The sequence below is a fragment of the Bdellovibrionales bacterium genome (assembly GCA_041662785.1).
In the GTDB taxonomy this organism is placed as follows: domain Bacteria; phylum Pseudomonadota; class Alphaproteobacteria; order UBA9219; family UBA9219; genus UBA8914.
The window spans coordinates 1-20385 of sequence record JBAZRW010000018.1 but is presented as its reverse complement, the minus strand read 5'-3'; the positions used below and the strand labels follow the sequence as shown (position 1 = coordinate 20385).

At 54.4% G+C, this 20385-nt stretch carries 26 protein-coding genes; 21 read left to right on the top strand and 5 right to left on the bottom strand.

Annotated features, from left to right (window positions below):
- Positions 1 to 153 precede the first annotated feature (153 nt).
- The 3 genes from WC612_08590 to WC612_08580 all read left to right on the top strand — a co-directional run bounded on the left by WC612_08590 (position 154) and on the right by WC612_08580 (position 2089).
- Positions 154 to 669, top strand: a complete 516-nt coding sequence (locus WC612_08590) for a hypothetical protein (GenBank protein MFA6280822.1) — start codon at positions 154 to 156, stop codon at positions 667 to 669.
- A 64-nt stretch (positions 670 to 733) separates the two neighbouring features.
- Positions 734 to 1291: a DUF924 family protein gene (locus WC612_08585; GenBank protein ID MFA6280821.1), complete on the top strand. Its 558-nt coding sequence runs from the start codon at positions 734 to 736 to the stop codon at positions 1289 to 1291.
- Between the two features lie 45 nt (positions 1292 to 1336).
- Positions 1337 to 2089, top strand: a complete 753-nt coding sequence (locus WC612_08580) for an MgtC/SapB family protein (GenBank protein MFA6280820.1) — start codon at positions 1337 to 1339, stop codon at positions 2087 to 2089.
- Positions 2090 to 2098: 9 nt separating this feature from the next.
- Here WC612_08580 and WC612_08575 read toward each other — a convergent pair whose 3' ends face one another.
- Positions 2099 to 2521, bottom strand: coding sequence for a bacteriohemerythrin (locus WC612_08575; protein MFA6280819.1), 423 nt, complete (start codon positions 2519 to 2521; stop codon positions 2099 to 2101).
- Between the two features lie 145 nt (positions 2522 to 2666).
- Here WC612_08575 and WC612_08570 point away from each other — a divergent pair, with 145 nt between their 5' ends.
- From WC612_08570 to recR, 9 genes are all read left to right on the top strand, one after another.
- Entirely contained in the window at positions 2667 to 3299 is a 633-nt protein-coding gene (locus WC612_08570; GenBank protein ID MFA6280818.1) for a MarC family protein, read from the top strand.
- Between the two features lie 5 nt (positions 3300 to 3304).
- On the top strand, positions 3305 to 3733 hold the full coding sequence (locus tag WC612_08565) for an HPr kinase/phosphatase C-terminal domain-containing protein (protein ID MFA6280817.1): 429 nt from the start codon (positions 3305 to 3307) through the stop codon (positions 3731 to 3733).
- Positions 3723 to 4625, top strand: a complete 903-nt coding sequence (rapZ, locus tag WC612_08560) for an RNase adapter RapZ (protein MFA6280816.1) — start codon at positions 3723 to 3725, stop codon at positions 4623 to 4625. The genes WC612_08565 and rapZ overlap by 11 nt, the downstream gene beginning before the upstream one ends.
- A gap of 18 nt (positions 4626 to 4643) precedes the next feature.
- A complete protein-coding gene (locus WC612_08555; GenBank protein MFA6280815.1) occupies positions 4644 to 5048 on the top strand; it encodes a PTS fructose transporter subunit IIA in 405 nt (134 codons plus the stop codon).
- 5 nt (positions 5049 to 5053) lie between these two features.
- Positions 5054 to 5359, top strand: a complete 306-nt coding sequence (locus tag WC612_08550; GenBank protein MFA6280814.1) for an HPr family phosphocarrier protein — start codon at positions 5054 to 5056, stop codon at positions 5357 to 5359.
- The gene (gene ptsP, locus WC612_08545) at positions 5343 to 7151 is read left to right on the top strand and encodes a phosphoenolpyruvate--protein phosphotransferase (protein MFA6280813.1); all 1809 of its coding nucleotides are present in this window, start codon (positions 5343 to 5345) and stop codon (positions 7149 to 7151) included. Before WC612_08550 ends, ptsP begins: the two co-directional genes overlap by 17 nt.
- 87 nt (positions 7152 to 7238) lie before the next feature.
- Positions 7239 to 8537, top strand: a complete 1299-nt coding sequence (ahcY, locus tag WC612_08540; GenBank protein MFA6280812.1) for an adenosylhomocysteinase — start codon at positions 7239 to 7241, stop codon at positions 8535 to 8537.
- A 16-nt stretch (positions 8538 to 8553) separates the two neighbouring features.
- A complete protein-coding gene (locus WC612_08535) occupies positions 8554 to 8877 on the top strand; it encodes a YbaB/EbfC family nucleoid-associated protein (protein ID MFA6280811.1) in 324 nt (107 codons plus the stop codon).
- Between the two features lie 3 nt (positions 8878 to 8880).
- Positions 8881 to 9477, top strand: a complete 597-nt coding sequence (recR, locus tag WC612_08530; GenBank protein MFA6280810.1) for a recombination mediator RecR — start codon at positions 8881 to 8883, stop codon at positions 9475 to 9477.
- 13 nt (positions 9478 to 9490) lie between these two features.
- Here the strand turns inward: recR and WC612_08525 are convergent, their stop codons facing one another.
- Genes WC612_08525 through WC612_08515 form a run of 3 tightly spaced genes read right to left on the bottom strand, consistent with a single transcriptional unit; the run spans position 9491 to position 10928 of the window.
- Complete coding sequence (locus tag WC612_08525) at positions 9491 to 10084, bottom strand: hypothetical protein (GenBank protein ID MFA6280809.1); 594 nt, start codon at positions 10082 to 10084, stop codon at positions 9491 to 9493.
- Positions 10044 to 10466: an RNA polymerase-binding protein DksA gene (dksA, locus tag WC612_08520; protein ID MFA6280808.1), complete on the bottom strand. Its 423-nt coding sequence runs from the start codon at positions 10464 to 10466 to the stop codon at positions 10044 to 10046. The genes WC612_08525 and dksA overlap by 41 nt, the downstream gene beginning before the upstream one ends.
- A gap of 39 nt (positions 10467 to 10505) precedes the next feature.
- Positions 10506 to 10928: a flagellar assembly protein FliX gene (locus WC612_08515; protein ID MFA6280807.1), complete on the bottom strand. Its 423-nt coding sequence runs from the start codon at positions 10926 to 10928 to the stop codon at positions 10506 to 10508.
- 252 nt (positions 10929 to 11180) lie between these two features.
- On the opposite strand from WC612_08515, the gene WC612_08510 reads away from it, so the two are divergent.
- Genes WC612_08510 through WC612_08490 form a run of 5 tightly spaced genes read left to right on the top strand, consistent with a single transcriptional unit; the run spans position 11181 to position 15660 of the window.
- Positions 11181 to 12365, top strand: a complete 1185-nt coding sequence (locus tag WC612_08510) for a flagellar basal body P-ring protein FlgI (GenBank protein ID MFA6280806.1) — start codon at positions 11181 to 11183, stop codon at positions 12363 to 12365.
- A gap of 22 nt (positions 12366 to 12387) precedes the next feature.
- Positions 12388 to 12714, top strand: a complete 327-nt coding sequence (locus WC612_08505; GenBank protein MFA6280805.1) for a rod-binding protein — start codon at positions 12388 to 12390, stop codon at positions 12712 to 12714.
- Between the two features lie 22 nt (positions 12715 to 12736).
- Positions 12737 to 13225, top strand: a complete 489-nt coding sequence (locus WC612_08500; GenBank protein MFA6280804.1) for a hypothetical protein — start codon at positions 12737 to 12739, stop codon at positions 13223 to 13225.
- A 21-nt stretch (positions 13226 to 13246) separates the two neighbouring features.
- Positions 13247 to 14899 (top strand): flagellar hook-length control protein FliK, encoded by a 1653-nt coding sequence (locus WC612_08495; protein ID MFA6280803.1) that lies wholly within the window; start codon positions 13247 to 13249, stop codon positions 14897 to 14899.
- An 11-nt stretch (positions 14900 to 14910) separates the two neighbouring features.
- Positions 14911 to 15660, top strand: a complete 750-nt coding sequence (locus WC612_08490; GenBank protein ID MFA6280802.1) for a flagellar hook capping FlgD N-terminal domain-containing protein — start codon at positions 14911 to 14913, stop codon at positions 15658 to 15660.
- Positions 15661 to 15666: 6 nt separating this feature from the next.
- On the opposite strand, the gene WC612_08485 is transcribed toward WC612_08490, so the two are convergent.
- The gene (locus tag WC612_08485; protein MFA6280801.1) at positions 15667 to 16233 is read right to left on the bottom strand and encodes a TlpA disulfide reductase family protein; all 567 of its coding nucleotides are present in this window, start codon (positions 16231 to 16233) and stop codon (positions 15667 to 15669) included.
- A 47-nt stretch (positions 16234 to 16280) separates the two neighbouring features.
- Between WC612_08485 and WC612_08480 the strand changes: the two genes are divergently transcribed.
- The 4 genes from WC612_08480 to WC612_08465 are packed head-to-tail and all read left to right on the top strand — an operon-like array spanning position 16281 to position 20105.
- The gene (locus WC612_08480) at positions 16281 to 16508 is read left to right on the top strand and encodes a hypothetical protein (protein MFA6280800.1); all 228 of its coding nucleotides are present in this window, start codon (positions 16281 to 16283) and stop codon (positions 16506 to 16508) included.
- Positions 16505 to 17788, top strand: coding sequence for a diaminopimelate decarboxylase (gene lysA / locus WC612_08475; GenBank protein ID MFA6280799.1), 1284 nt, complete (start codon positions 16505 to 16507; stop codon positions 17786 to 17788). Before WC612_08480 ends, lysA begins: the two co-directional genes overlap by 4 nt.
- Positions 17778 to 19763 carry a DUF4175 family protein gene (locus WC612_08470; protein MFA6280798.1) on the top strand — a complete coding sequence of 662 codons (1986 nt, stop codon included), beginning with the start codon at positions 17778 to 17780 and terminating at the stop codon, positions 19761 to 19763. Before lysA ends, WC612_08470 begins: the two co-directional genes overlap by 11 nt.
- Before the next feature lie 15 nt (positions 19764 to 19778).
- Positions 19779 to 20105: a DUF167 domain-containing protein gene (locus tag WC612_08465; GenBank protein MFA6280797.1), complete on the top strand. Its 327-nt coding sequence runs from the start codon at positions 19779 to 19781 to the stop codon at positions 20103 to 20105.
- Positions 20106 to 20385: the final 280 nt, after the last annotated feature.

The following is a 20385-nucleotide window of genomic DNA, read 5'->3' as shown; positions in this document are numbered from 1 at the left end:
CTCGATAGATCGAAAAACATCCACACTTCGGACAGTTTTTGTTGTGACACCTTCAAAAACTCCCTTTTCCTCAAATCTATCATAAACTTATACGAAATCTACCCACACCTTTTTGATCATTATGCCGAAAAATATTTTTTAAGGAGATTGAGAATGGGAAAAGAAACGGGCGCAGGGAATAGCAAGATTGACGAGGATCACGCCCTTCTTGAAAAATTTATAGCTCGTGCGATCTGTGACGCTAACATCGAAAGAGCGCAACAATACAAAAACAAAATTCATCTTATGAAGAAAATCCCGCTTAATGAGCTGTCCGTAAAGGCCGATAAGGGAGAGCCTGTGGCTCTTTATGTTTTGGGAGCCTTTTTGAAGCTTCAGGATAATAACCAAGAGGAAAGACAGAGGGGCTTGCTTTATATTGAAGCGGCGGCCTCAATGGGCGTGCCGCAAGCGCAGCTGGCGTTGGCGGCGCATCATGTTGCTATGGCCGCGACATACGGCTTTTACCTTCCCCGCGTTTTGGTTGAAACTATTAAAAAATGGGAAAAAGAGCAAGGCGGTCTGGATCATGTTATAGCCTTTGGTGGGACTCCTTTAAGGGAGGGGCCTGTGCGGAATCAGAGCGCCGTGGCTAAGCCCCCCAAGCCGCTTGATAAAAACCATGGCTAAACGGGCTGTGTGCGCCGCCTGTCGGTAACACTTCGGTAACATTCCTGCTGTAGGGTGGGCGGACATGTTGACCGATCCTGAAGAAATCTTGAACTTCTGGTTTTATGAAGTGGGTTCCAAGCGCTGGTTTGCCCAAGACCCAGCGCTGGATGAGGCTGTGCGTGCGCGATTTTTAGCCGCGCATGAACGGGCGGCGCTGGATGAACTTCGGGAATGGGAGGAAACGCCTGAAGGCATGTTGTGCCTCCTGCTTTTGCTGGATGTCTTTCCTCGGCGCATGTTTCGTGGGACGCCTCGCGCTTATGCGACGGATGAAAGCGCTCTTGAGCTGGCGCGTCAGGCGATCATTCGCCATTTCGATGACAGGATCGACAGGAACTTCAAACTCTTCTTCTATTTGCCGTTTGAGCATTCGGAAAACATCGGCGATCAACGCCTTGGTGTCTTTTATGTGCGGGAGAGAACCAAGGATCCTGAATGGGTGGATTCGGCTGAATGGCGCTCCCAGACGATTCAGCGCTTTGGGCGTTTTCCCCATCGCAATGCTGCCCTAGGGCGCGTTTCGACGCCTGAGGAAGTTTCCTTTTTGGAAGGTGCATCGGGTGAGCCTTCTGGGGCCTAAGCCTCCCTTTAACCCCTGTCGTTAGTGGCTTTTGGAAAAACAACAATGATTGATCTGATAAGCGGTATTGTAAGCGAGGGGCAGGCCTACTTCCACTCATCGCCTGACTTAATTCTTGTCTCTGATATGGCTGTGGCTCTGGCTCTTGGCTTTCTGTTCGGGTATGAGCGTTCCTACCATGGCCGTGCTGCGGGCATGCGAACCTATGGTCTTGTTTGCATGGTTTCGGCGGTTTTGGTTTCCGTGTCTGTCCATCCTAGCTTTTGGCTGGGGGGGCATTGGACGGGCAATATGGCGTTTATTGATCCCTCGCGCACGATACAAGGTATTGTCACCGGCATCGGGTTTTTAGGTGCGGGCATCATTATGAAGAATGGACTGAATATCAGCGGATTGACCACGGCGGCATCGATTTGGGCTTCGGCATCGATTGGTGTTCTCGTCGGGCTTGGTTTGTATGTGCCGGCCTTTGTGATGACCCTTTTGGCCGAGCTGTTCGTGATGATGGGGATGCGCTTTGACCTTTTATTACCATCAAGGCGGCCTATTTCGGTGATGATGCAATTTCAAAAGGGGTTTCGTCCGTCCCAGAATCTTGTGCAAACGATCCTTAGGGAGAACGGGTATGATTTGGCTGCAGGGTCAATCATGATCCAGTTTCACAATGGTCAAGTCGAATGGCATTTTGTTGCCATTTCTTTAAGCCGTCGTCGGCATTTGAAGCTTGCGGCCTTGGCCGATGTTCTTCCGGATGTTGACGGGCTGGAAAACTTTCATCTTACGCGTGCCAGAAATTAGGCCCAGAAATTAGGCGGGGTCTTCCGTTGGCTGTTCAAGTTTAGCCAGCCACGCGCCCAAATGTGAGTCAACTTCAAGAATATGGCCGCACAGCCATGTGCGCAAAAACACGACCGTGTCTTGTGAAAGGCCAACTTGGCCTGCCTCAAGACGCGTTCCAAAATCTTCCAGCTGCTTCATCAGCCGATCATGCTCAATTTTATGGGGGATAATTTGTGGGTAAGCTGTTTTGCGCATAAGGGTTTCCTCATGCACAAAATGAGTCTTAAAAAAATCGGTCAACTGTTTTACGGCGGCCCCTACGGCGCTAGGTGTGCCCGCCGATTCTCCAAGCCCGTGTAAGTTGTTGATCAACTCAACGAGTTTTTTATGGTCAGCGTCAATCAGTCGATAGTGAACCGACAGGGAATCGCTCCAATCCAAAAACGCCATAGGCCCTCCGGTGACGGGGAAAAAACTAATTTTAAACAAGGGACGTTAAGGCCCTCTTAACGGAGGACGCTCAAAAACAAAGCTTCTTTTGCCAATAAAACTGCCTTAGACTAAAGGCGCAAGCCCCCCAGAAGGAAGAAAGCCCATGCTAAGCCAAACATTCCTTAATGCCTTTATTTCGTTGTTGGTTATAACCAATCCCTTGGGCGTGGCCTCTGTTTTTGTTGGGCTTATGGCACACAGCCCCGCCAAAGAGATCAAGGCAACGGCGTTTAAGGCTGTCGGGGTGGCGTTTGGCGTTCTTTTGTTTTTTGCGTTTTTTGGTGAATCCCTGCTGACCCAGCTTGGCATTCGCTTGCCCTCTTTTCACGTTGCGGGCGGCATTCTTTTGTTCACTATCGCGTATCGCATGATCTTTAGTGACACGCGTTTTGGTTCTTCCAAGACAGACGCCAATGGTCTTGCGGATCGTGCGGACGTGGCCGTGTTTCCTTTGGCCATTCCCCTCATTTCCGGCCCTGGCTGCATGACGGCGACGATTCTGTTGATGAGCCGTACCGAAGGGAGGCTAGAAGAAGCCGCTGTCCTGTTGGCTTTGACAATTGTGATGGCCCTGACGTTGGCCACGCTGCTGGCCTCGCGCGCCGTTTTGCGGGTCTTGGGCAATAGCGGGAATATCATCGTGGCACGCGTGATGGGTGTTCTTTTGGCCGCGCGGTCGGTTCAGTTTATCGTGGATGGGCTGCGCGATATGCACACTCTGTTCTTTACGAGTTAATCCCTATGTTCCTTCATGCCTCATGCGTTGCGGTGAATGATAGGGCCGTTTTATTGATGGGGGCGGCGGGTGTTGGCAAGTCCGACGTTGCGCTGCGTTTGATGGAGGGCGGGGCTGCGCTGGTGGCGGATGATCAGACGGTGCTCACGCTTGAGGGGGATTATGTTTTGGCCTCTCCGCCGCCAACGCTAGCGGGAATGCTTGAGATAAGGCATGTCGGCCTTATGCAAGAGGTTCCCTATAGCCAGCATGTTCCCGTTGGTTTGGTGGTTCGACTTTGGCCTTTGGGGCATGATATTGAGCGGTTGCCAAGCAAGTCGTTTTGTTCTTTGCTTGATCAGCCTATCCGAGAGCTTAACCTGATAGGGTGTGAAGCTTCTACGCCGACCAAGATTCGGTTGGCCCTGCAAGGACGGTTCTGCGATGTCGATTAAAAAAGAGGATAAAAAAGGCCAAGACACCAGACGCCCCGTGATTTTGCTGACGGGTATGTCCGGCGCGGGGCTGTCCACGTCGCTTAAGGTTCTTGAGGATTTAGGCTATGAGGCGGTGGACAATTTGCGTCTGGGCCTTGTCGAGCAATGGGTTGACGGCGCACAGGCGGGCAAGGCGTTGGCGGTGGCGATTGATACGCGTAACGCCAATTTTTCGGTTGAGGAAGTTTTGCGTGTTTATGAACGCTTGCGGAAACAGGACGACCTTGCCCCACAGCTTGTCTTTTTAGAATGCTCGGATGACTCTCTTCAGCGGCGTTTTACGGAAACGCGTCGCCGGCATCCTTTGGCGGTCGATAGGCCTGTGACCGATGGCATCCAAAAGGAAAGAATTCTTTTGGGTGGATTGCGCGGTGAGGCGGAGCATGTGATCGACACGTCGGCGCTTTCGATCCATGAGCTGCGGCGCTTGATCGTGGGGCACTACCGGCTTGAATCAGAAATAGGGTTGGCGCTTTACGTGATGTCCTTTTCCTATCGTCAGGGTCTTCCGCGTGAGGCGGATCTGGTCTTTGATGTTCGGTTTCTGGCGAACCCTCATTGGGAGCCTTCTTTGCGCCCGAAAACGGGCCAAGAGCCCGATGTGGCGGCTTATATCCAAAAAGATGAGGATTATGAGGGGTTTATGAACCGCCTCACGGGGCTTTTGTTTCCGCTCTTACCGCGCTATCAACGAGAGGGTAAAAACTACCTGACGATTGCCATCGGCTGTACGGGCGGACGTCATCGTTCCGTCTTCGTTGCCGAACAAGTGGCGACGGCGCTCGCGTCAAAAGGGTATATTGTCGGCATCGGTCATCGTGATCTTGATCGGGCGGGCAGCAAGGCATAAAGCAACAGGGAGAGTGGGATGTTTGGTATTGTTTTGGTTTCTCACGGCGCGATTGGTGCCGAGATGTTGTTCGCCGTCAATCAAATCGTGGGGCAGCAGACGCAGGCCAAGGCCATCAGCATTGCGCCTGAAGACGACATGGACGTTTGCCGCCAGAATATCCTCGCCTCGATCAAAGACGTGAACACAGGCGATGGGGTGGTTCTTCTCACCGATATGTTTGGCGGCACGCCCAGCAATTTGGCCTTGGCCACGATGCCCAAGACGAACGCGGTTGTTTTGGCGGGCATTAATTTGCCAGCGCTTATTAAGCTGGTGTCTCTTCGTGACAGCTCTAGCCTTTTGGATGCCGTAACCGAGGCGGCGGCGGCAGGACGGAAATATATTCAGCTTGTAACAGAAAACATGGCGGCGGGCGGTTGAGTCTTATGGAGGGGGAATCAGACGGAATTCGCGCAGACGAGCTGTGCCAGATGGTTGTTTTGGTCAATAGGCGGGGACTTCATGCGCGGGCGGCAGCCAAGTTCGTGCAAACGTCATCGCAGTTTAAGGCCGAGGTGAATGTCGCGCGTGGCGATATGCGTGTGTCGGGGCAATCGATTATGGGACTGATGATGCTGGCCGCGCCGTGTGGAACACGGATCAAGTTATGCGCGTCGGGGGCCGAAGCCGTACAGGCTTTGTCTTGTTTGGCGGATCTTGTCATGAGGGGCTTTGATGAAGATATCAGCTGAGCGTAACAAAAAGAGCGAAGGCGAAAAAATACTGCGCGGGATTGGTGTCTCGAGCGGTATAGCCATCGGCCCCGCCTTTGTCATTGAACAGGGGGGCATCCCCGTGCCTGAATACACGCTGTCTGCGGGTCAGGTTGACAAGGAGGTCAAACGCTTTCAGGCGGCGGTTCAAAAAACACAAAAGCAACTGGGCCTTTTAAAATCTAAAGCGGAAATGCTGCCTGAGGGCGCGGACGAAGATGTCGGTCTTTTGCTTGAGGCGTACAAGGGGATGGTCTCCAGCTCGCGCCTTTTGCGTGGCGTTGAAGAAACCATTTCTGAGGCCAAGTTGAACGCCGAGGCGGCGGTGCAACGCCAGATCGGTGTCATTGCCTCTGGTTTTGCTTCGATGGAGGATGAATATTTGGCCGCCCGCGCCGACGATGTGCGTGAGGTCGGGGCGCGGCTTATTCGCAATCTTTTGCAACAAAAGTACAACCCGTTTGAAAGCGCTCCCCCCAGCAGCATTTTTCTGGCCGAAGAAATCACGCCCGCCGATACGGCTTTGATGGATCCCTCGCGTGTGGCGGGCTTTGCGGCAGTATTGGGAGGGGCAGAGGGGCATGCCGCCATCATGGCGCGTGCTATTGGGATTCCTGCCCTTTTGGGTGTGACAGAGCTTATCGGCGGCGTGGCGACGGGTGAGATCGTTATCATCGATGGCCACGCGGGCGTGATTGTTTTGCGTCCTACGCCAGAAACGTTGCAGGCCTATAAGGCTCAATTGGCCAAGCAGGCGCGGGAGACAAAAAAGCTGAAAGGCTTGCGCAATATGCCTGCCGTGACGCTTGACGGAACGCCTGTGCGGGTCGAAGCGAACCTTGAATTGCCGCGCGATATCGATTCGGTTCTGGAAGCGGGAGCAACGGGCGTCGGCCTTTTGCGCACCGAGTTCAATTTTATGAACCGCCCCAATCTGCCCTCCGAAGACGAGCAGTTTGAGGTTTTGCGCGATCTTGTCAAGAAAATGGAAGGCCGTCCCCTGACGGTGCGCACGCTGGATGTGGGGGGCGAGAAAATTGCGTCGGCGCTGGGCGACGCCTTGGGTGAAAGTATCAATCCGGCGTTGGGGCTTCGCGCCATTCGCTTAGGCCTTCGTGAGCCTAAGCTTTTGGACGCTCAGCTTGGCGCTATCCTTCGCGCCGCTGCCTATGGCCCTGTGCGTATTTTGATCCCGATGGTCTCTTCTGTAGATCAGATGAAGCAAGTGCGTGAAAGGCTCGTGGCTATTGAAAAGCGCCTGCAAAAGCGCGGGGTTAAACTGCCCTCTGCTTTGCCCCCTTTGGGCGCGATGATCGAGATTCCGGCGGCTGCCTTGGCGGCGGACGCCTTTAGCCGTGTGTGCAATTTCTTCGCGATTGGTAGCAACGACCTCACCCAATATACGCTCGCGATTGACCGTGGTGATGAGCGCGTGGCGGGGCTTTACAATCCCTATCATCCGGCTGTTTTGCGGTTGATCCAGTTGACCATCGCGGCGGCGTGGCGTGCGAACATTCCCGTGAGCCTTTGCGGCGAAATGGCGGGCGATCCTCTTGCCACGGTTCTGCTTTTGGGCTTGGGTCTTCGCGAGTTTTCTATCGCTCCCTCGCGATTGCCGCGAATCAAGAATGTGATCCGCTCTGTCGGGTTGCCTCAGGCCGTTGCCTTTGCTCAAGAGGTTCTTAAGCTGACCGATGAGGCAGCGATCCGTGGCCTTTTGGAAAGCGGGCCGGAAAGCCTATCGGGGGCTGCTTCGGGGCGAAAAAAGTAAGGGATTCTTTTTTCATCTTTCGCCCTACTGTGGCATGTGATAGGACTTCGCGTGCTTTTTGTTTCCTCTTTTCTTAAGGATTTCCCCATGGATTCTTTGTTCACCGACTACAAAGTTAAAGACATTTCTCTCGCTGCTTGGGGGCGTAAGGAAATCGCGATTGCCGAAACGGAAATGCCTGGGTTGATGGCCTTGCGCGCCGAATACGGCGCGGCAAAACCCCTCGCTGGCGCCCGCATTTGCGGCTGCCTTCATATGACCATCCAAACGGCCGTGTTGATCGAAACGCTCGTCGCCTTGGGCGCGAGCGTGCGCTGGTCGTCGTGCAACATTTTCTCAACGCAAGATCAGGCGGCGGCCGCCATCGCGGCGGCGGGAAACCCTGTTTTTGCGTGGAAAGGCGAGAGCGAGGAAGAGTACTGGTGGTGCATCGATCAAACGCTGAAGGGCGCGGATGGCTGGACGCCCAACATGCTGCTGGATGATGGCGGCGACCTGACCAAATACATGCATGACAAGCACCCCGACATGCTCAAAGACGTACGCGGCGTGTCCGAGGAAACGACGACGGGCGTGCATCGCTTGTATGATATGATGAAGGCTGGAACGCTAAAAATCCCAGCCTTTAACGTGAATGACAGCGTGACGAAATCCAAGTTCGATAACCTGTATGGCTGCCGTGAGAGCCTTGTGGACGGCATCCGTCGTGCCACCGATGTCATGATGTCGGGCAAGGTTGCCGTCGTGTGTGGGTATGGCGATGTGGGCAAAGGCTCGGCGGCCAGCCTGCGCAGCTCTGGCGCACGCGTTCTGGTGACCGAGGTTGATCCTATCAATGCGTTGCAAGCGCTGATGGAAGGCTATCAGGTCGTGACGATGGATTGTGCAGCGGCGATAGGCGATATCTTTGTGACGGCGACGGGCAACGTGGACGTGATCACGCTTGATCATATGCGGGCGATGAAGGATCGCGCCATCGTTTGCAATATCGGCCACTTCGATTCCGAAATTCAGGTCGAGGCGTTGAGCAATTATGTTTGGGATGAAGTAAAGCCGCAGGTTGACGAGGTTATCTTTCCCGACGGTAAGCGCCTGATTGTATTGGCCAAGGGTAGGCTGGTCAATCTGGGTTGCGCGACGGGCCACCCCAGCTTTGTGATGAGTGCGTCGTTTACGAACCAGACCTTGGCGCAGATTGAGCTTTGGACCCATCCGGAAAAGTATGAGGTCAAGGTTTACACCTTGCCCAAGCACTTGGACGAAAAGGTCGCGCGTCTGCATTTGGACAAACTGGGGGCGCAGTTGACCAAGCTGACGGACAAGCAAGCCGCCTATCTGGGTGTTGCGCCAGAAGGCCCTTATAAGGCTGACCATTACCGCTATTAACGATAAGGAACAAACGATGCTCAATATCGGCCAGATGATGAAACAAGTGCAAGAGATGCAAGGCAAGATGACGGCCATGCAGGCGCGGCTTGCCGAAACAGAAAAGACGGGACAGGCGGGCGGCGATGCCGTGCTGGCCACGATGAATGGCAAGGGCGAGTTGTTGAAACTTAAGATTGATCCCAAGCTTGTCGATCCATCCGATGTCGAGATGTTGGAGGACACTATCATCGCGGCGTGCCGCGATGCCAAGGCTCAGATTGACGCCGTGGTTGCAGGGGAAACCGAAAAGGCCATGGGCGGCGTGAAACTGCCGGCGGGCATGAGCCTCCCGTTTTAGATCATGGCCTCCACGCCGCTTGACCATCTGACGCAGTTGCTTTCCAAATTACCTGGCCTTGGGCCTCGCTCGGCACGTCGTGCTGTTCTTGATCTTCTGAAACGGCGCGAGGCGGTGATGTTGCCGCTTATCGAGTCCCTGCGGGACGTGGCCGCGCAGGTGCAAAGCTGCCCCGTTTGCGGCAATTGGGATGTTCTGTCGCCTTGCGCGATTTGCCGCGATCAAGGGCGCGATGAAGGCCTTCTTTGCGTGGTTGAGGATGTCGCGGATTTATGGGCGCTTGAGCGTTCACGCGCTTTCAAGGGGCGCTATCATGTCTTGGGGGGAACACTATCCGCGCTGGACGGCATTCGTCCCGCTGATCTTAAAATTGATAAGCTCGTGGTGCGCGTTCAAGAGGGGGCTGTTCAGGAAGTCATCTTGGCCCTTGGCGCGACGGTCGAGGGGCAGACAACCGCCCATTATGTTGCTGAGAGGCTTTTAAACACAGGCATCTCTGTGACCCGTCTCGCGCATGGCCTTCCTGTCGGTGGTGAGCTTGACTATCTTGACGATGGCACGCTAACGGCAGCTCTACAGGCTCGCCGCAAAGCCGAATAAACGATCCCTTCCATTAGGGCGTTTTCTTGACCTCTGTCGGCGGGGTCAGGCTGGGCGGTTGATCCAGTTTATATTGACGCATGAATTGACCAACGATTTTATCAATGGCGTTGATCAGAGTCTGTGCATGACCGCCCTTGGTCGAATGAACCAACATGCCGCCGTCCCAATAGGAGACAGTAATATAGCGGGGCGTTTCAATCGGCGTCAAAACGACAGGGTTGTGACTTTGGGCCGAGAAAGAGACCCAAGAAGTACATGTTTTGTCATCCGTCTGCATCGACATCACGGTGGGAAGCAGGTCAATGCGGGCTACGGACTCTTTTTCAGGTGGAGCGTTAAGAGGAGAAAAAACAGGAAGCAAATCTCCGCTAAAGGCTTTGATAACCGCGTTCGAAATCTCGCCGCTCGACATGCCGCAATTAGCGGTGGCTTCGCTGTTGCCAAGGCGCGCGTTTTGAACCTGAATCTCGCCAACGCCGTAAAGGGCAGGGGCTGAAGCGGCTTGGGCTTGACCTGTTGTCGGGAGAAGGAAGGTGGACAGAAGAGCTGCCGCTATATAAAGCCTATTCGCGTTCATCACGGTGGGTGCGCTCCATTCTTTCATGACGTTCTTGGGCTTCGACGGTGAGAGTAGCCACAGGGCGCGCTTCAAGGCGCTTGATGCCAATGGGGTCGCCTGTCTCTTCGCAATAGCCGTAATCGTTATTGCGAATGCGCTCAAGCGCCTCGTCAATTTTGCTGATCAGTTTGCGTTGACGATCCCGCGCGCGAAGCTCAAGCGCGACATCGGTCTCGACCGAGGCGCGATCCGCGACGTCCGATTCACGAAGGCCCCCTTCGTCCTGTAGATCTTGCAAGGTGTTCGTGGCGTCGGCCAGAATGGATTCTTTCCAAACAATGAGTTTTTGACGGAAATATTCCACCATAACCGGATTCATGTAGGGTTCTTTTTCGGTTGGCTTGTAGTTTTTGGGGACAGTAACCATGCGGTATTGCTCCTTGGTGATTCGCGAAAAACAAAAAATTCAAACTTGGGTGAATTTGGCTAATTCTACCTGCGCGCGCAAGTCGATTTCGTCAAGAATTTCACCAAGACGGGGGTCGGTAACCTCGGCACGGCGGGAATGGGCTATGTCGGCTAGTCTTTGCAGCTTGCTCTTAGACAACGCTCCCGTCAAAAGGTCAAGGCGAAGGTCATCAAGTTTATCCAGCAAATCCTCGGCGCGAAGCTTACCGCGCGCCGCGCGGGACAAAGCATCATCAACCTCTTGAATGTCCAAAACGCCGTTGACTGCGCCCAGCGCACCGGCTCCCGAGGCGCCAGAGGCTTCCTCGGTCGAATCAAGATGTTCAGAAAAACTCGACTTGCTCACGCTGCTCCCTTTACTGGCGCGGCGTGTTGGAGTCGTCGTCTGAACGGATCGTGGACCATCGATACGGTTAATCATACTATCGTCCTAAAGGGGCTTGAGCGCCTTGTCTTTCCCTTTATACAGAAAAAGAAAGGCTAAGGGGCAAAAGATTCCGCCCCCTTCATGCGTGAGGCAGAGTTTACCTGTCCTGAGGGCTGAGGGGAAGGGTCAAAAATAATTTTTTCATTTTAAAGATAAAATAGATCAAAAGGATAGATAAAAAATAAGGGTAAGGCACTTTTTGGCATGGAGCTTGCGTATCTCTTCGTGAAAGGATCAGGAGTTTTCATGCCTCAATCGTTTTTTACACGCCGCTCTTCTCATTTGCCCTGTCTTGCGTCAGGGGCTTTATCGCTTCGTGTGCGGCATGGCTTTGTGGCCTTGGTTTTGGCGTTTTTGATCCTTGCGGCTCCTTCGTCGGCGCAGGCTACCTCACGTCTTAAAGATGTCGTTGATTTTGAAGGGGTTCGCGACAATATGCTGATTGGCTATGGCCTTGTCGTGGGGCTCAATGGCTCCGGCGACAGCCTGACGAACTCTCCTTTTACCGAAACAAGCCTTGTCGGCATGTTGGAGCGCCTTGGCGTTAACACGCGCGGCACGAGCATGAAGACCAAGAATGTGGCTGCCGTGATGGTAACGGCGACGCTGCCTCCCTTTTCTTCGCAGGGCTCGCGGGTCGATGTCATGGTGTCCACGCTTGGCGATGCCAAGAACCTGACGGGTGGGACCCTTCTGGTTACCCCGCTTTTGGGCGCGGATGGTGAAGTTTATGCGGTCTCGCAAGGCGCTTTGGCCGTCGGCGGGTTTAGCGCGTCGGGGCAAGGCTCCTCAGTGACCAAGGGCGTGCCGACATCGGGGCGTATTGCCAATGGGGCGATTGTCGAGCGCGAAATCAAGTTTCGTTTGGCCGATTTGGGATCGATACGCCTGTCGCTCCGCAATCCTGACTTTACGACGGCGAACCGCATAGCACAGGCCATTAACGAGCATCTCAAGGGCAATGTGGCCGTGGCGCAAGATGCGGCGACGGTGCGTGTTTTGGTTCCCGATGCGCGTCGCCACGATGTTGTGTCTTTGATGACGGATATTGAGCAAATACAGGTTGCTCCTGACCAGATTGCCAAAGTCGTGATTGATGAGCAATCGGGTGTCATTGTGATGGGCGAAAACGTTCGGATTAACACGGTCGCGATTGCACAAGGTAATTTGACTATTCGCATTACGGAAACGCCTCAGGTTTCACAGCCATCGCCTCTCTCGCAGGGTGGGGCTACGACGACGGTGGCGCGAACGGCCATCGATGTGGACGAAGGCGCGGGCAAAAAGGCCGCCGTGTTCAGCGCGGGCGTAAGCTTGCAGGATATGGTGCAAAGCCTGAACGCGTTGGGCATAGGGCCTAGGGACATGATTACGATTTTACAGTCGATTAAGGCGGCGGGCGCTTTGCAGGCTGATCTGGAAATTATTTAAGGCAGGGAAAGGAAGAAAGAACGTGGATGCTCTCGCTGCCCCTGTTGATGTGATGAGGCCGACTGCTAGTGTTCTGGCGGGTTCGACAAAAGTGCTGTCCAAAACGGCGTTTGATAAAACGGCTAAGGATTTTGAATCTGTCTTTATGGCGCAGATGCTTAAGCCCATGTGGGAAGGCATCGAAACGGATGGGATGTTTGGGGGCGGCGCGGGCGAGGACGTGATGAAGGATTTGCTGGTGCAGGAATACGGCAAGGCAATGGCGCAAGGCATGAACTCGGGTCTTACGGGCAGCATCACAAGGGCGATGATCCAGATGCAAGAACACGCGAACGGCGCGCGAGCCTGAAAAAAGAAGAAGGACAAAAAGAATGAAACAGCCTCAACAAAACAACAAAGAAACAACGGACGACGCCCCTGATGGGGCGCGTTTGACCGTGGCTGTTTTAAGCGTGATGGAGGCTCTGTCGCGCGTGATGGATCAGGAAACCGATCTTTTGAAAAAGCAGGATTTTGAAGCGCTTGTGGAAGTGCGCGCTGAAAAAGCCAAATGGATGCGTGATTACCGCGCCTCGATAGCATCGCTGACGCAAAAACCGGATTTGCTAAAAACCGTGACAACGGAAGAGCGCTTGCGCCTTCGTCGGTCAGGCGAGGTCTTGGCTGTAAGCGCGATGCGTAATGCTGCCGATTTGCAGGCGGCTATAGGGGCCACGCAGGCCTTGGTTCAAACGATTATCAGTGCCGCTCGCGAACAAAACAAAACAAATGAATGCTATGTCGACCCAAGAAAAACGCCTCTTTTATTGGGAAGCTATAGCCCCCTCTGCACCCCCGTCGCCGTCAGCCGCACGGCCTGATCGAAAGAAAAGGATTTTATCATGGCTCAAGTCACAGAAACCAAAGCACCAACAATCACTGACAAAACGGTATCGGGTCTTCTGTCTGTTCTTAAGGCAGGCGTTGATGCGTGTGGGGGCAACAGCAATTTGTTTGCTAGTTTGCTGGCGGAAACAAAAAGCGCCTTACCAGAGGTTGAGGCTTACACGCCCCCTTCGACAGGCCCCGCGCCGCGAAGCTTTGCCCCCGTTTCTGCGCAGGGCGCAGGCGAACATGATTCTTCTCACTCTGTGACGACAGCCCCCCACGACAGAGCCGCGCCAACGCAAGCCAAGCCACAGGATCATGCCAGCGTCCAACAGCCGCCTAAAAAAGAGGCAAGCGATCCCGCCGATGATAAGCCAGCCGCACAGGCTCAAGATAATGCGCAGACAGCAAGCGATGATACATCGGGTCAAAACGCTGCCACGGTGGACGCGACAGAAGAGGCTGGAGCCGAGGACGATCAAGAAGAAAAGAAGAAGGTTTCAGATAAACTGGATGAGCTGATGTCTCTTATGGCGACTATTGTCCCTTTGGACGGCAAGGCGGCTCAGGCCGTCGCAGCCCCCACAGGAAGCGTACAGCCAGTCTCAAGCGAAGGACAGAGCGAGACTCCGGCGACGAGCGATGCCTTGACGGAGGCGCAGAAGGCAGCGCTGACAGCCTTGGCGCAGATTCAAAAGGAAATCAGCGCTGAGCCAGAGCAGGCCGCGGGGGATGATGCCTCGTCAACGCAAGACGGCATGAATGCCGCGATGAAGGAAATCGCTAGTAATATCCTGACGCTGAAGGATTACAAAAAGGGCGGCAAGCTTTTTACAGCAGAAGAAAAAGGAACGGAAACGTTGGGTGCTGATTTGGCTTCTTTGGCCAGTTCTGGAAAAAAAGGGCAGACGGAAAGCGCGGTGGCGTTATCGGCTTCAGGGCAAAACGGCGGCGCACACGGCAAGGGCGCTGATCCTTATGCGGCGGGCGCTTTTCTTAAAGTTGAGGGAATGCCGGTTGCGACGTTGCCTGTCGCTGGTGCAGCGACAGCAGCTCTTACAGCGGCGGCAAACGAGGCTGGGGACTCCCTTGAAGGAGCCTCTATCAAAGCCGTCAGCGGTGCTGGCAAAACGGCGGGCACGCCCTCCCTTGTGGGCGAAGGCGTGCGGTCGGCGGGGTCTTATGACTTTGCCAGCCAGCTTTCTGCTGCGAGGGTCAGCAAGGGCGGCGCAGCGGGGTTGCCTCAGGCGGTCGAGCAGGTGGCCGTTCAATTGCACAAGGCTGTTAAAGAGGGCCTTGATGAAATTACGATCCAACTGAAGCCAGCCGAGCTTGGCAAGATTGAGGTCAAGCTGACAGTGGCCGCCGATAAAAGCGTGACGGGTACGGTCGTGGCCGACAATCAGGCGACCTTAACCCTTTTGCAAAAAGATTCGTCCAGTCTGCAACGTGCCTTGCAAGAGGCGGGGCTTCAAGCACAGGCGGGCTGTATGGAATTTTCTTTGCGCGATCAGGGCAATGCAGGCCAGTTTGCGCAAGGCCAAGGCGGCGGATCGTCTAAGGACAATGGTGTGGATAGCGGGGCTTATGCCCCCGCCCTTGAGGCCATTACGAGCCAGCCAGAAACCTACTATGTGACCCCCGGTCACGTTAATTTGCGCGTTTAAGGAGAAAAAACATGGCTCTCTCATCTGTTGCTGATAGCACGCTTATTGGTAATTATGCAGCGTCACAAACGGCGGCCACAAAAGCGGCGACGGAGACAACCAGCGCTGCAAAAAGCACGCTGATCGGTAATTATGACACCTTCTTAAAAATCCTGACGGCGCAGTTAAAAAACCAAGATCCAACAGCGCCGATGGACGCCAGCCAGTTCACACAGCAACTCGTTCAGTATTCGTCTGTCGAACAACAGTTAGCGACGAACGATAAGTTGGACAAAATGCTGACGGCGCTTAATTCCAACGGCATCACCCCTCTGCTGAGCTATGTGGGGCAATACGTCGAGACAGCGGCCAATGGACAAATGGTGGTGCAGGGTGGAACGGCCAAGCTGGCTTATAATTTGCCAGCACAAGCCAGCAGCGTTGCCATTTCTGTGCAGGACAGCAAGGGTAATGTTGTTGCCCAAATTAATGGCCCAACGGCAAAGGGCCTTAACCGCGTGGCATGGGATGGCACGTTGGATTCAGGCGAAACGGCTCCCGATGGAACCTATAAATTCTCACTTGTTTCAAAAGATATGTCGGGTGAAGCGATGACGGTGGACGATACGCGCATCATTGGCCTTGTAACGGGCATTGAGACGGATTCGGCTGGTGCGACGACACTCAAAATTGGCGATTTAAGCGTCAAAGATACGGCGATTAAGTCTGTTTTTGCCGCCGTGGGAACCGCCAACAACACGGGCACGACAACGGGCGCTTAAGACGCGCTATTGAACGTTAGGGATTGGGGCGGATGAGGCCGTTTTCAACGCGCCCATATGTTCCCAGTCCATGGCCCCCTCGTGAAAGGCAATAATCAGCCCATCGGGTGTGGCCAGATAGGTCGTGGGCAGCCCTGCGGGACGCAAGGTTCTGATCATCGAGGCCTTTTCATCAATATAGGAATTAATGGTTGTGATTTCGTGACGCCGCTCAAAGGCCGGAACCGTAAAGCTTCCGTTCGGATCTTGGGCGATGGATACAAGGGTAAAGCCCTGCTTCGATAAGGACGTTTGGATCTTATCCAGTTGTTTCATTTCAGGAACGCACGCGCGGCAAGAGGGCGCCCATAAATGGATCAAATAGTAATGGCTCTTACCTTTTTCTTGAAGAACATTAGCCAGAGTCGTTTCGACCCCTTTTCCGGTATGGAGCAGCGTCGATGGCAGGGGTACGGGTGTTTCCACGGGGACAAGGGTTTGAGCCTGAGCCGCCGCTCCCATGCAAAAAAACATGAGTCCGAAAGAAACAAGAAGGGCGATAGAAAGGATACTTGCGATAAGGCGTTTAAACATCATACAATCCCAAATAAATGACGCGGGAGAGGGATAGTCTATACACCATGTCTTACCAAATCGTTCATGCTTATGGTGCTGGTCGTGAAAAGAGCAGGCGAATCAAGAAGATCGCTTTGATTCTGTGTGCCTTTTTTTTATTTTCCTTAGCGGGTTGCGGAAAATTGCCGCCTACGGTCGACTCACCCGATCAATCAGAGGGGGGCTCCTCTAAGGCCAAGGCGGGTGATTTTCCTCACCATTATCCTGACATCAAGACGGATCCTTTGCCATGACGAAATCGGTATACGCCTACCGCAATGGTGTTTTATGTGCCGAGGCTCTACCTTTGGTGGAGATTGCCGAAGAGGTTGATACGCCTTTTTATTGCGTCAGCGCCAAACAATTGCAGCGCAACTATCGCCTGTTTGCCAAGCCTTTTGCGGATTTGAACGCTACGGTTCATTACGCGGTCAAGGCGAACGCCAATTTGGCGGTGATCCGTATTCTGGCAGAATGCGGCGCGGGGGCGGATGTGACTTCGGCGGGTGAGCTTGAACGTGCCTTGGCGGGCGGTGTGCCGCCTGAAAAGATCGTTTTTTCTGGCGTTGGCAAGACACGCGATGACATCGCGGCGGCGCTTCTGGCGGGTATTTTACAGATTAACGCGGAAAGCTTGTCCGAGCTTCGCCTTATCGATCAAGTGGCCAAGGCCTTGGGTAAGGTTGCTCCCGTGTCGCTTAGGCTTAATTTAGACGTTGACGCCAAGACGCATGCAAAAATCTCGACGGGGCACAAGGGTGTTAAATTTGGCATTGGCCTTGATCATCTGGGCAACGCCTTGGCGCTTCTGCTCGCCAGCCCCCACTGTGTGTTTAAGGGCCTGACGACGCATGTTGGCTCGATGCTTAAAGACTATGAGCCGTTTCGCCTTGCCTATCAGCGCTTGGCCGAGGTCGTGGGGCTTTTGCGCGCGCAAGGGATTGAGGTCGAGAGGCTGGATCTGGGCGGTGGCGTTGGCATTTCCTATGATGGGCAAACGCTTGCTCCTTTTGCTGATTATGCTGCGATTGTCCATGATGTTTTGGGTTCGCTGGGGTGCGCCCTGTCGTTTGAGCCTGGGCGCAAGCTTGTCGGCGATGCGGCTGTCTTGGTCACGCGCATCGTCCACGTCAAGGAAACGGAAGGCAAGACCTTCCTTATCGTGGATGCTGGCATGAATGATCTGGTGCGTCCCGCCATGTATGGCGCGCGTCATGAAATTATCAGCGTGCGCGAAAATACGGGAGGCACGTCAAGTCCTGTCTCTGTCGTCGGCCCTATCTGCGAAACCAGCGACTCCTTTGGTGATCAATTTCTGTTGTCCGATCAACTTAAGGCAGGCGATTTGCTGGCCATCATGCAGGCGGGCGCGTATGCCAGCGCGATGTCTTCTACTTATAATGGTCGCCCCTTGATCCCCGAGGTTCTTGTGTCGGGTGCGCGGCATGCCGTGATACGCCGCCGTATCGCGGTGGCCGAGCAAATGGGGTGGGAGACCATCCCCGATTGGATGGTGATCCTCCGTGCCGCGTAAAGATCGCAAAAAGTTTCGCAAGTTTCTTGCCTCTCGCCGGAATCGTTTGGCGCATTTGTATGATGACCTTGCGGCGCACCAGACGTGGCGTGGCGATATTTTGCGGGCGCTTCGGGTTCCCGTTCTTATGCTGGCCGTCTATGGCTTGTTGTGGTCTTTGGGACTTTTTTCTTTTCTTTATGCTCCCTTGCATGGGGTGGCGGCGGCGCTTTGGCTGATATGGGTTGTGCAGGCGGTGCGCGGCGCTTTGGGCTTTTGGTCGCATCGCGCGCACCTTCGGTTTTTTCTGCCCATTGCGGCGTTGATTGCTTTTGGCGCTTGTTGGGGTGGGGTCACCTCGCCCGCGGCTAAGGCTTGGGTCACGCCGCCTTCCTATGCGCACGTTCCCGCCGAGCAATTGAGTGGCAAAGGCGGCCCCGTTCAGGTGCTAGAAGGAAGCTTGCTTCAGATCAGTTGGCAGGGCGTGCCAGAGGTTTTAACCGCCCATTTTAATGGGAAGGAAGAAAAGCTGGATATTGCCGAAGAGGGCGCGGCGATCAAGTCGTTTGTTGTTCCTATGGCTTCGCAGAAAAAAGCGCTTCAGCTGTTTTTATGGCGCGGCTGGAGACGCTTGGGTCTTTGGTCGCTTGAGATCAAGCCGGATGAGCCCCCGCAGATCAGCTTGACGGAAGACCCCGAATTGACGGTACGGAAATCCATTCGCTTTGCCTATGAGGCACGCGACGATTACGGCGTTGAGACGGTTTCTGTTCGACTTGCGCCGACAACGGCGCAAAAGGGCATGCCGACAGAACCTATCGAGATTCCGTTAGAGCAACCCGCCGCCAAGCAGATCAAAACGGCAAGTTATATTGATTTGACCTCTTTGCCGTGGGCGGGATTGCCCGTTACGGTTCAGCTTATCGCGACGGATGGGGCGGGGCACAGGGCCGGAAGTCTTCCCAAGGTTCTGGCGCTGCCGACGCGCACGTTTCACAATCCCTTTGCGCGGGCCCTTATCGAAGAGCGGCAAAAGCTTTTGGGGCAGCCTGATATTCCCTTGCGGGATGAGGCCGCCAATATTATGGCGGGCATTGCGCGGCAACAGGGCCTTTATCATGGCGACAAGGTTGTGATGATGGCGCTACGTGCGGGCGCGGTGCGGCTGGTGCTTTCACCAACGCCAGAGACGGTGGCTTCTCTGGCCCCCCTTTTATGGCAAACGGCCTTGCGGTTGGAAGAGGGCGATATGGGGCGGGCGCGTGGCGATCTTGCCGAAGCCGAACGTGATTTATCTTTGGCTCTTATGCGGGAGCCTCTGGCGGATGAGGCTATGATGTATTGGCTTCGTTTACAGGAAACGATGACACATTATTTTGATGTCTTGGAGGCCGAACGCGCCCGTCAGCCCCCCGCGTTGCAAGAGCTTGATTGGCCGTTGGCAACCGCTCAGGAAATGCTTTATCCCGAAGATTTGCAAAACCGGTTGGGTGAGATCGGGGTGCTTTTAAAAAAGGGAAGCGGGAGCGAAGCGCGAGAGCAACTGGCCCGCCTGCAAAAACAAATTGAAAATCTAAGGACGACGCCGCCCGACTTAACGCCGGCGCAAGCCCAGTTAGCACAACAAATTTCGGCGCTTCGCGCGTTGGTGCGAGGACAAAAAAGCCTTAATGAAGAAAGTGCTCCCCTGTTAACCGTGCATCCTGTCTTGTACAAGGAGCACAAGGCTCTTGCGACGGGGGTCGCGCGCGCCCTTGCGCAGCAACAGCTTTTGTTGGCGGCTTTGCGTGAGGTTATAGGCCAAACGACACTGTCAACAGAAGAAACAAAAGCGGCGGCTGAGGCGATGCGCCGTGCTGCGGTTTCCCTGCAAAAGAAGGAAATGAAGGAAGCTGGAACGCGGCAAGAAGAAGCCTTGGCTCTCCTGCAAAACACGCTCTTGACGCTTTCCGACCAAATCAAGCGTTCTTTGGCCGCCAAGGCCCCCGAAAAATAGACGAGAGGGGGCAGGATGACGCTGGGCGCAGAGGCTTTCACAATAACCGAACGCGGTCTTGGCCTGATGGTCAAGGCAAGGCCAGCGGCGCGTCGAGTGCGTGGCGCACGCTTTGTCGATATTGGCGAAGGCCAGCAAGCGCTGGAGGTAACCGTTGCGGCTCAGGCTGTGGAGGGGAAGGCGAACAAGGCCATTCTTGACGCCGTGGCGCAGGGGCTTGGTGTCAAGGCCTCTGCCGTGACGCTTGGCTCTGGCGCGACAGGGCGACTTAAACGGATTTTGGTTGAGGGCGATGCGCCCACTTTGGTGCAGCGGTTGATGGCGTGGATAAGCGAGAAATAAACCCCTTTTCCAGCCCCTCAGAAACCGAGAACCGATATTATTCGTTATCAACGGGTTAGCAAAAAAACATCGATTCTCAGCCCGAAGAGCGTGGGATTGTACCTCTCGGGCGCCTTCCGCTCAAAGTTAATGCCGTAACTCATTGAAATATAAGGCATAATGATCAAAAGGTGTGGGTAGATTCACGATTTTGAGAGCAAAAAGCTGATCATTTTTCTCCGCCGATCCTTCTTCAATCCTCGATGTATTTTGACCTTGTTTTTCCAGTGAGCGAAGGAGC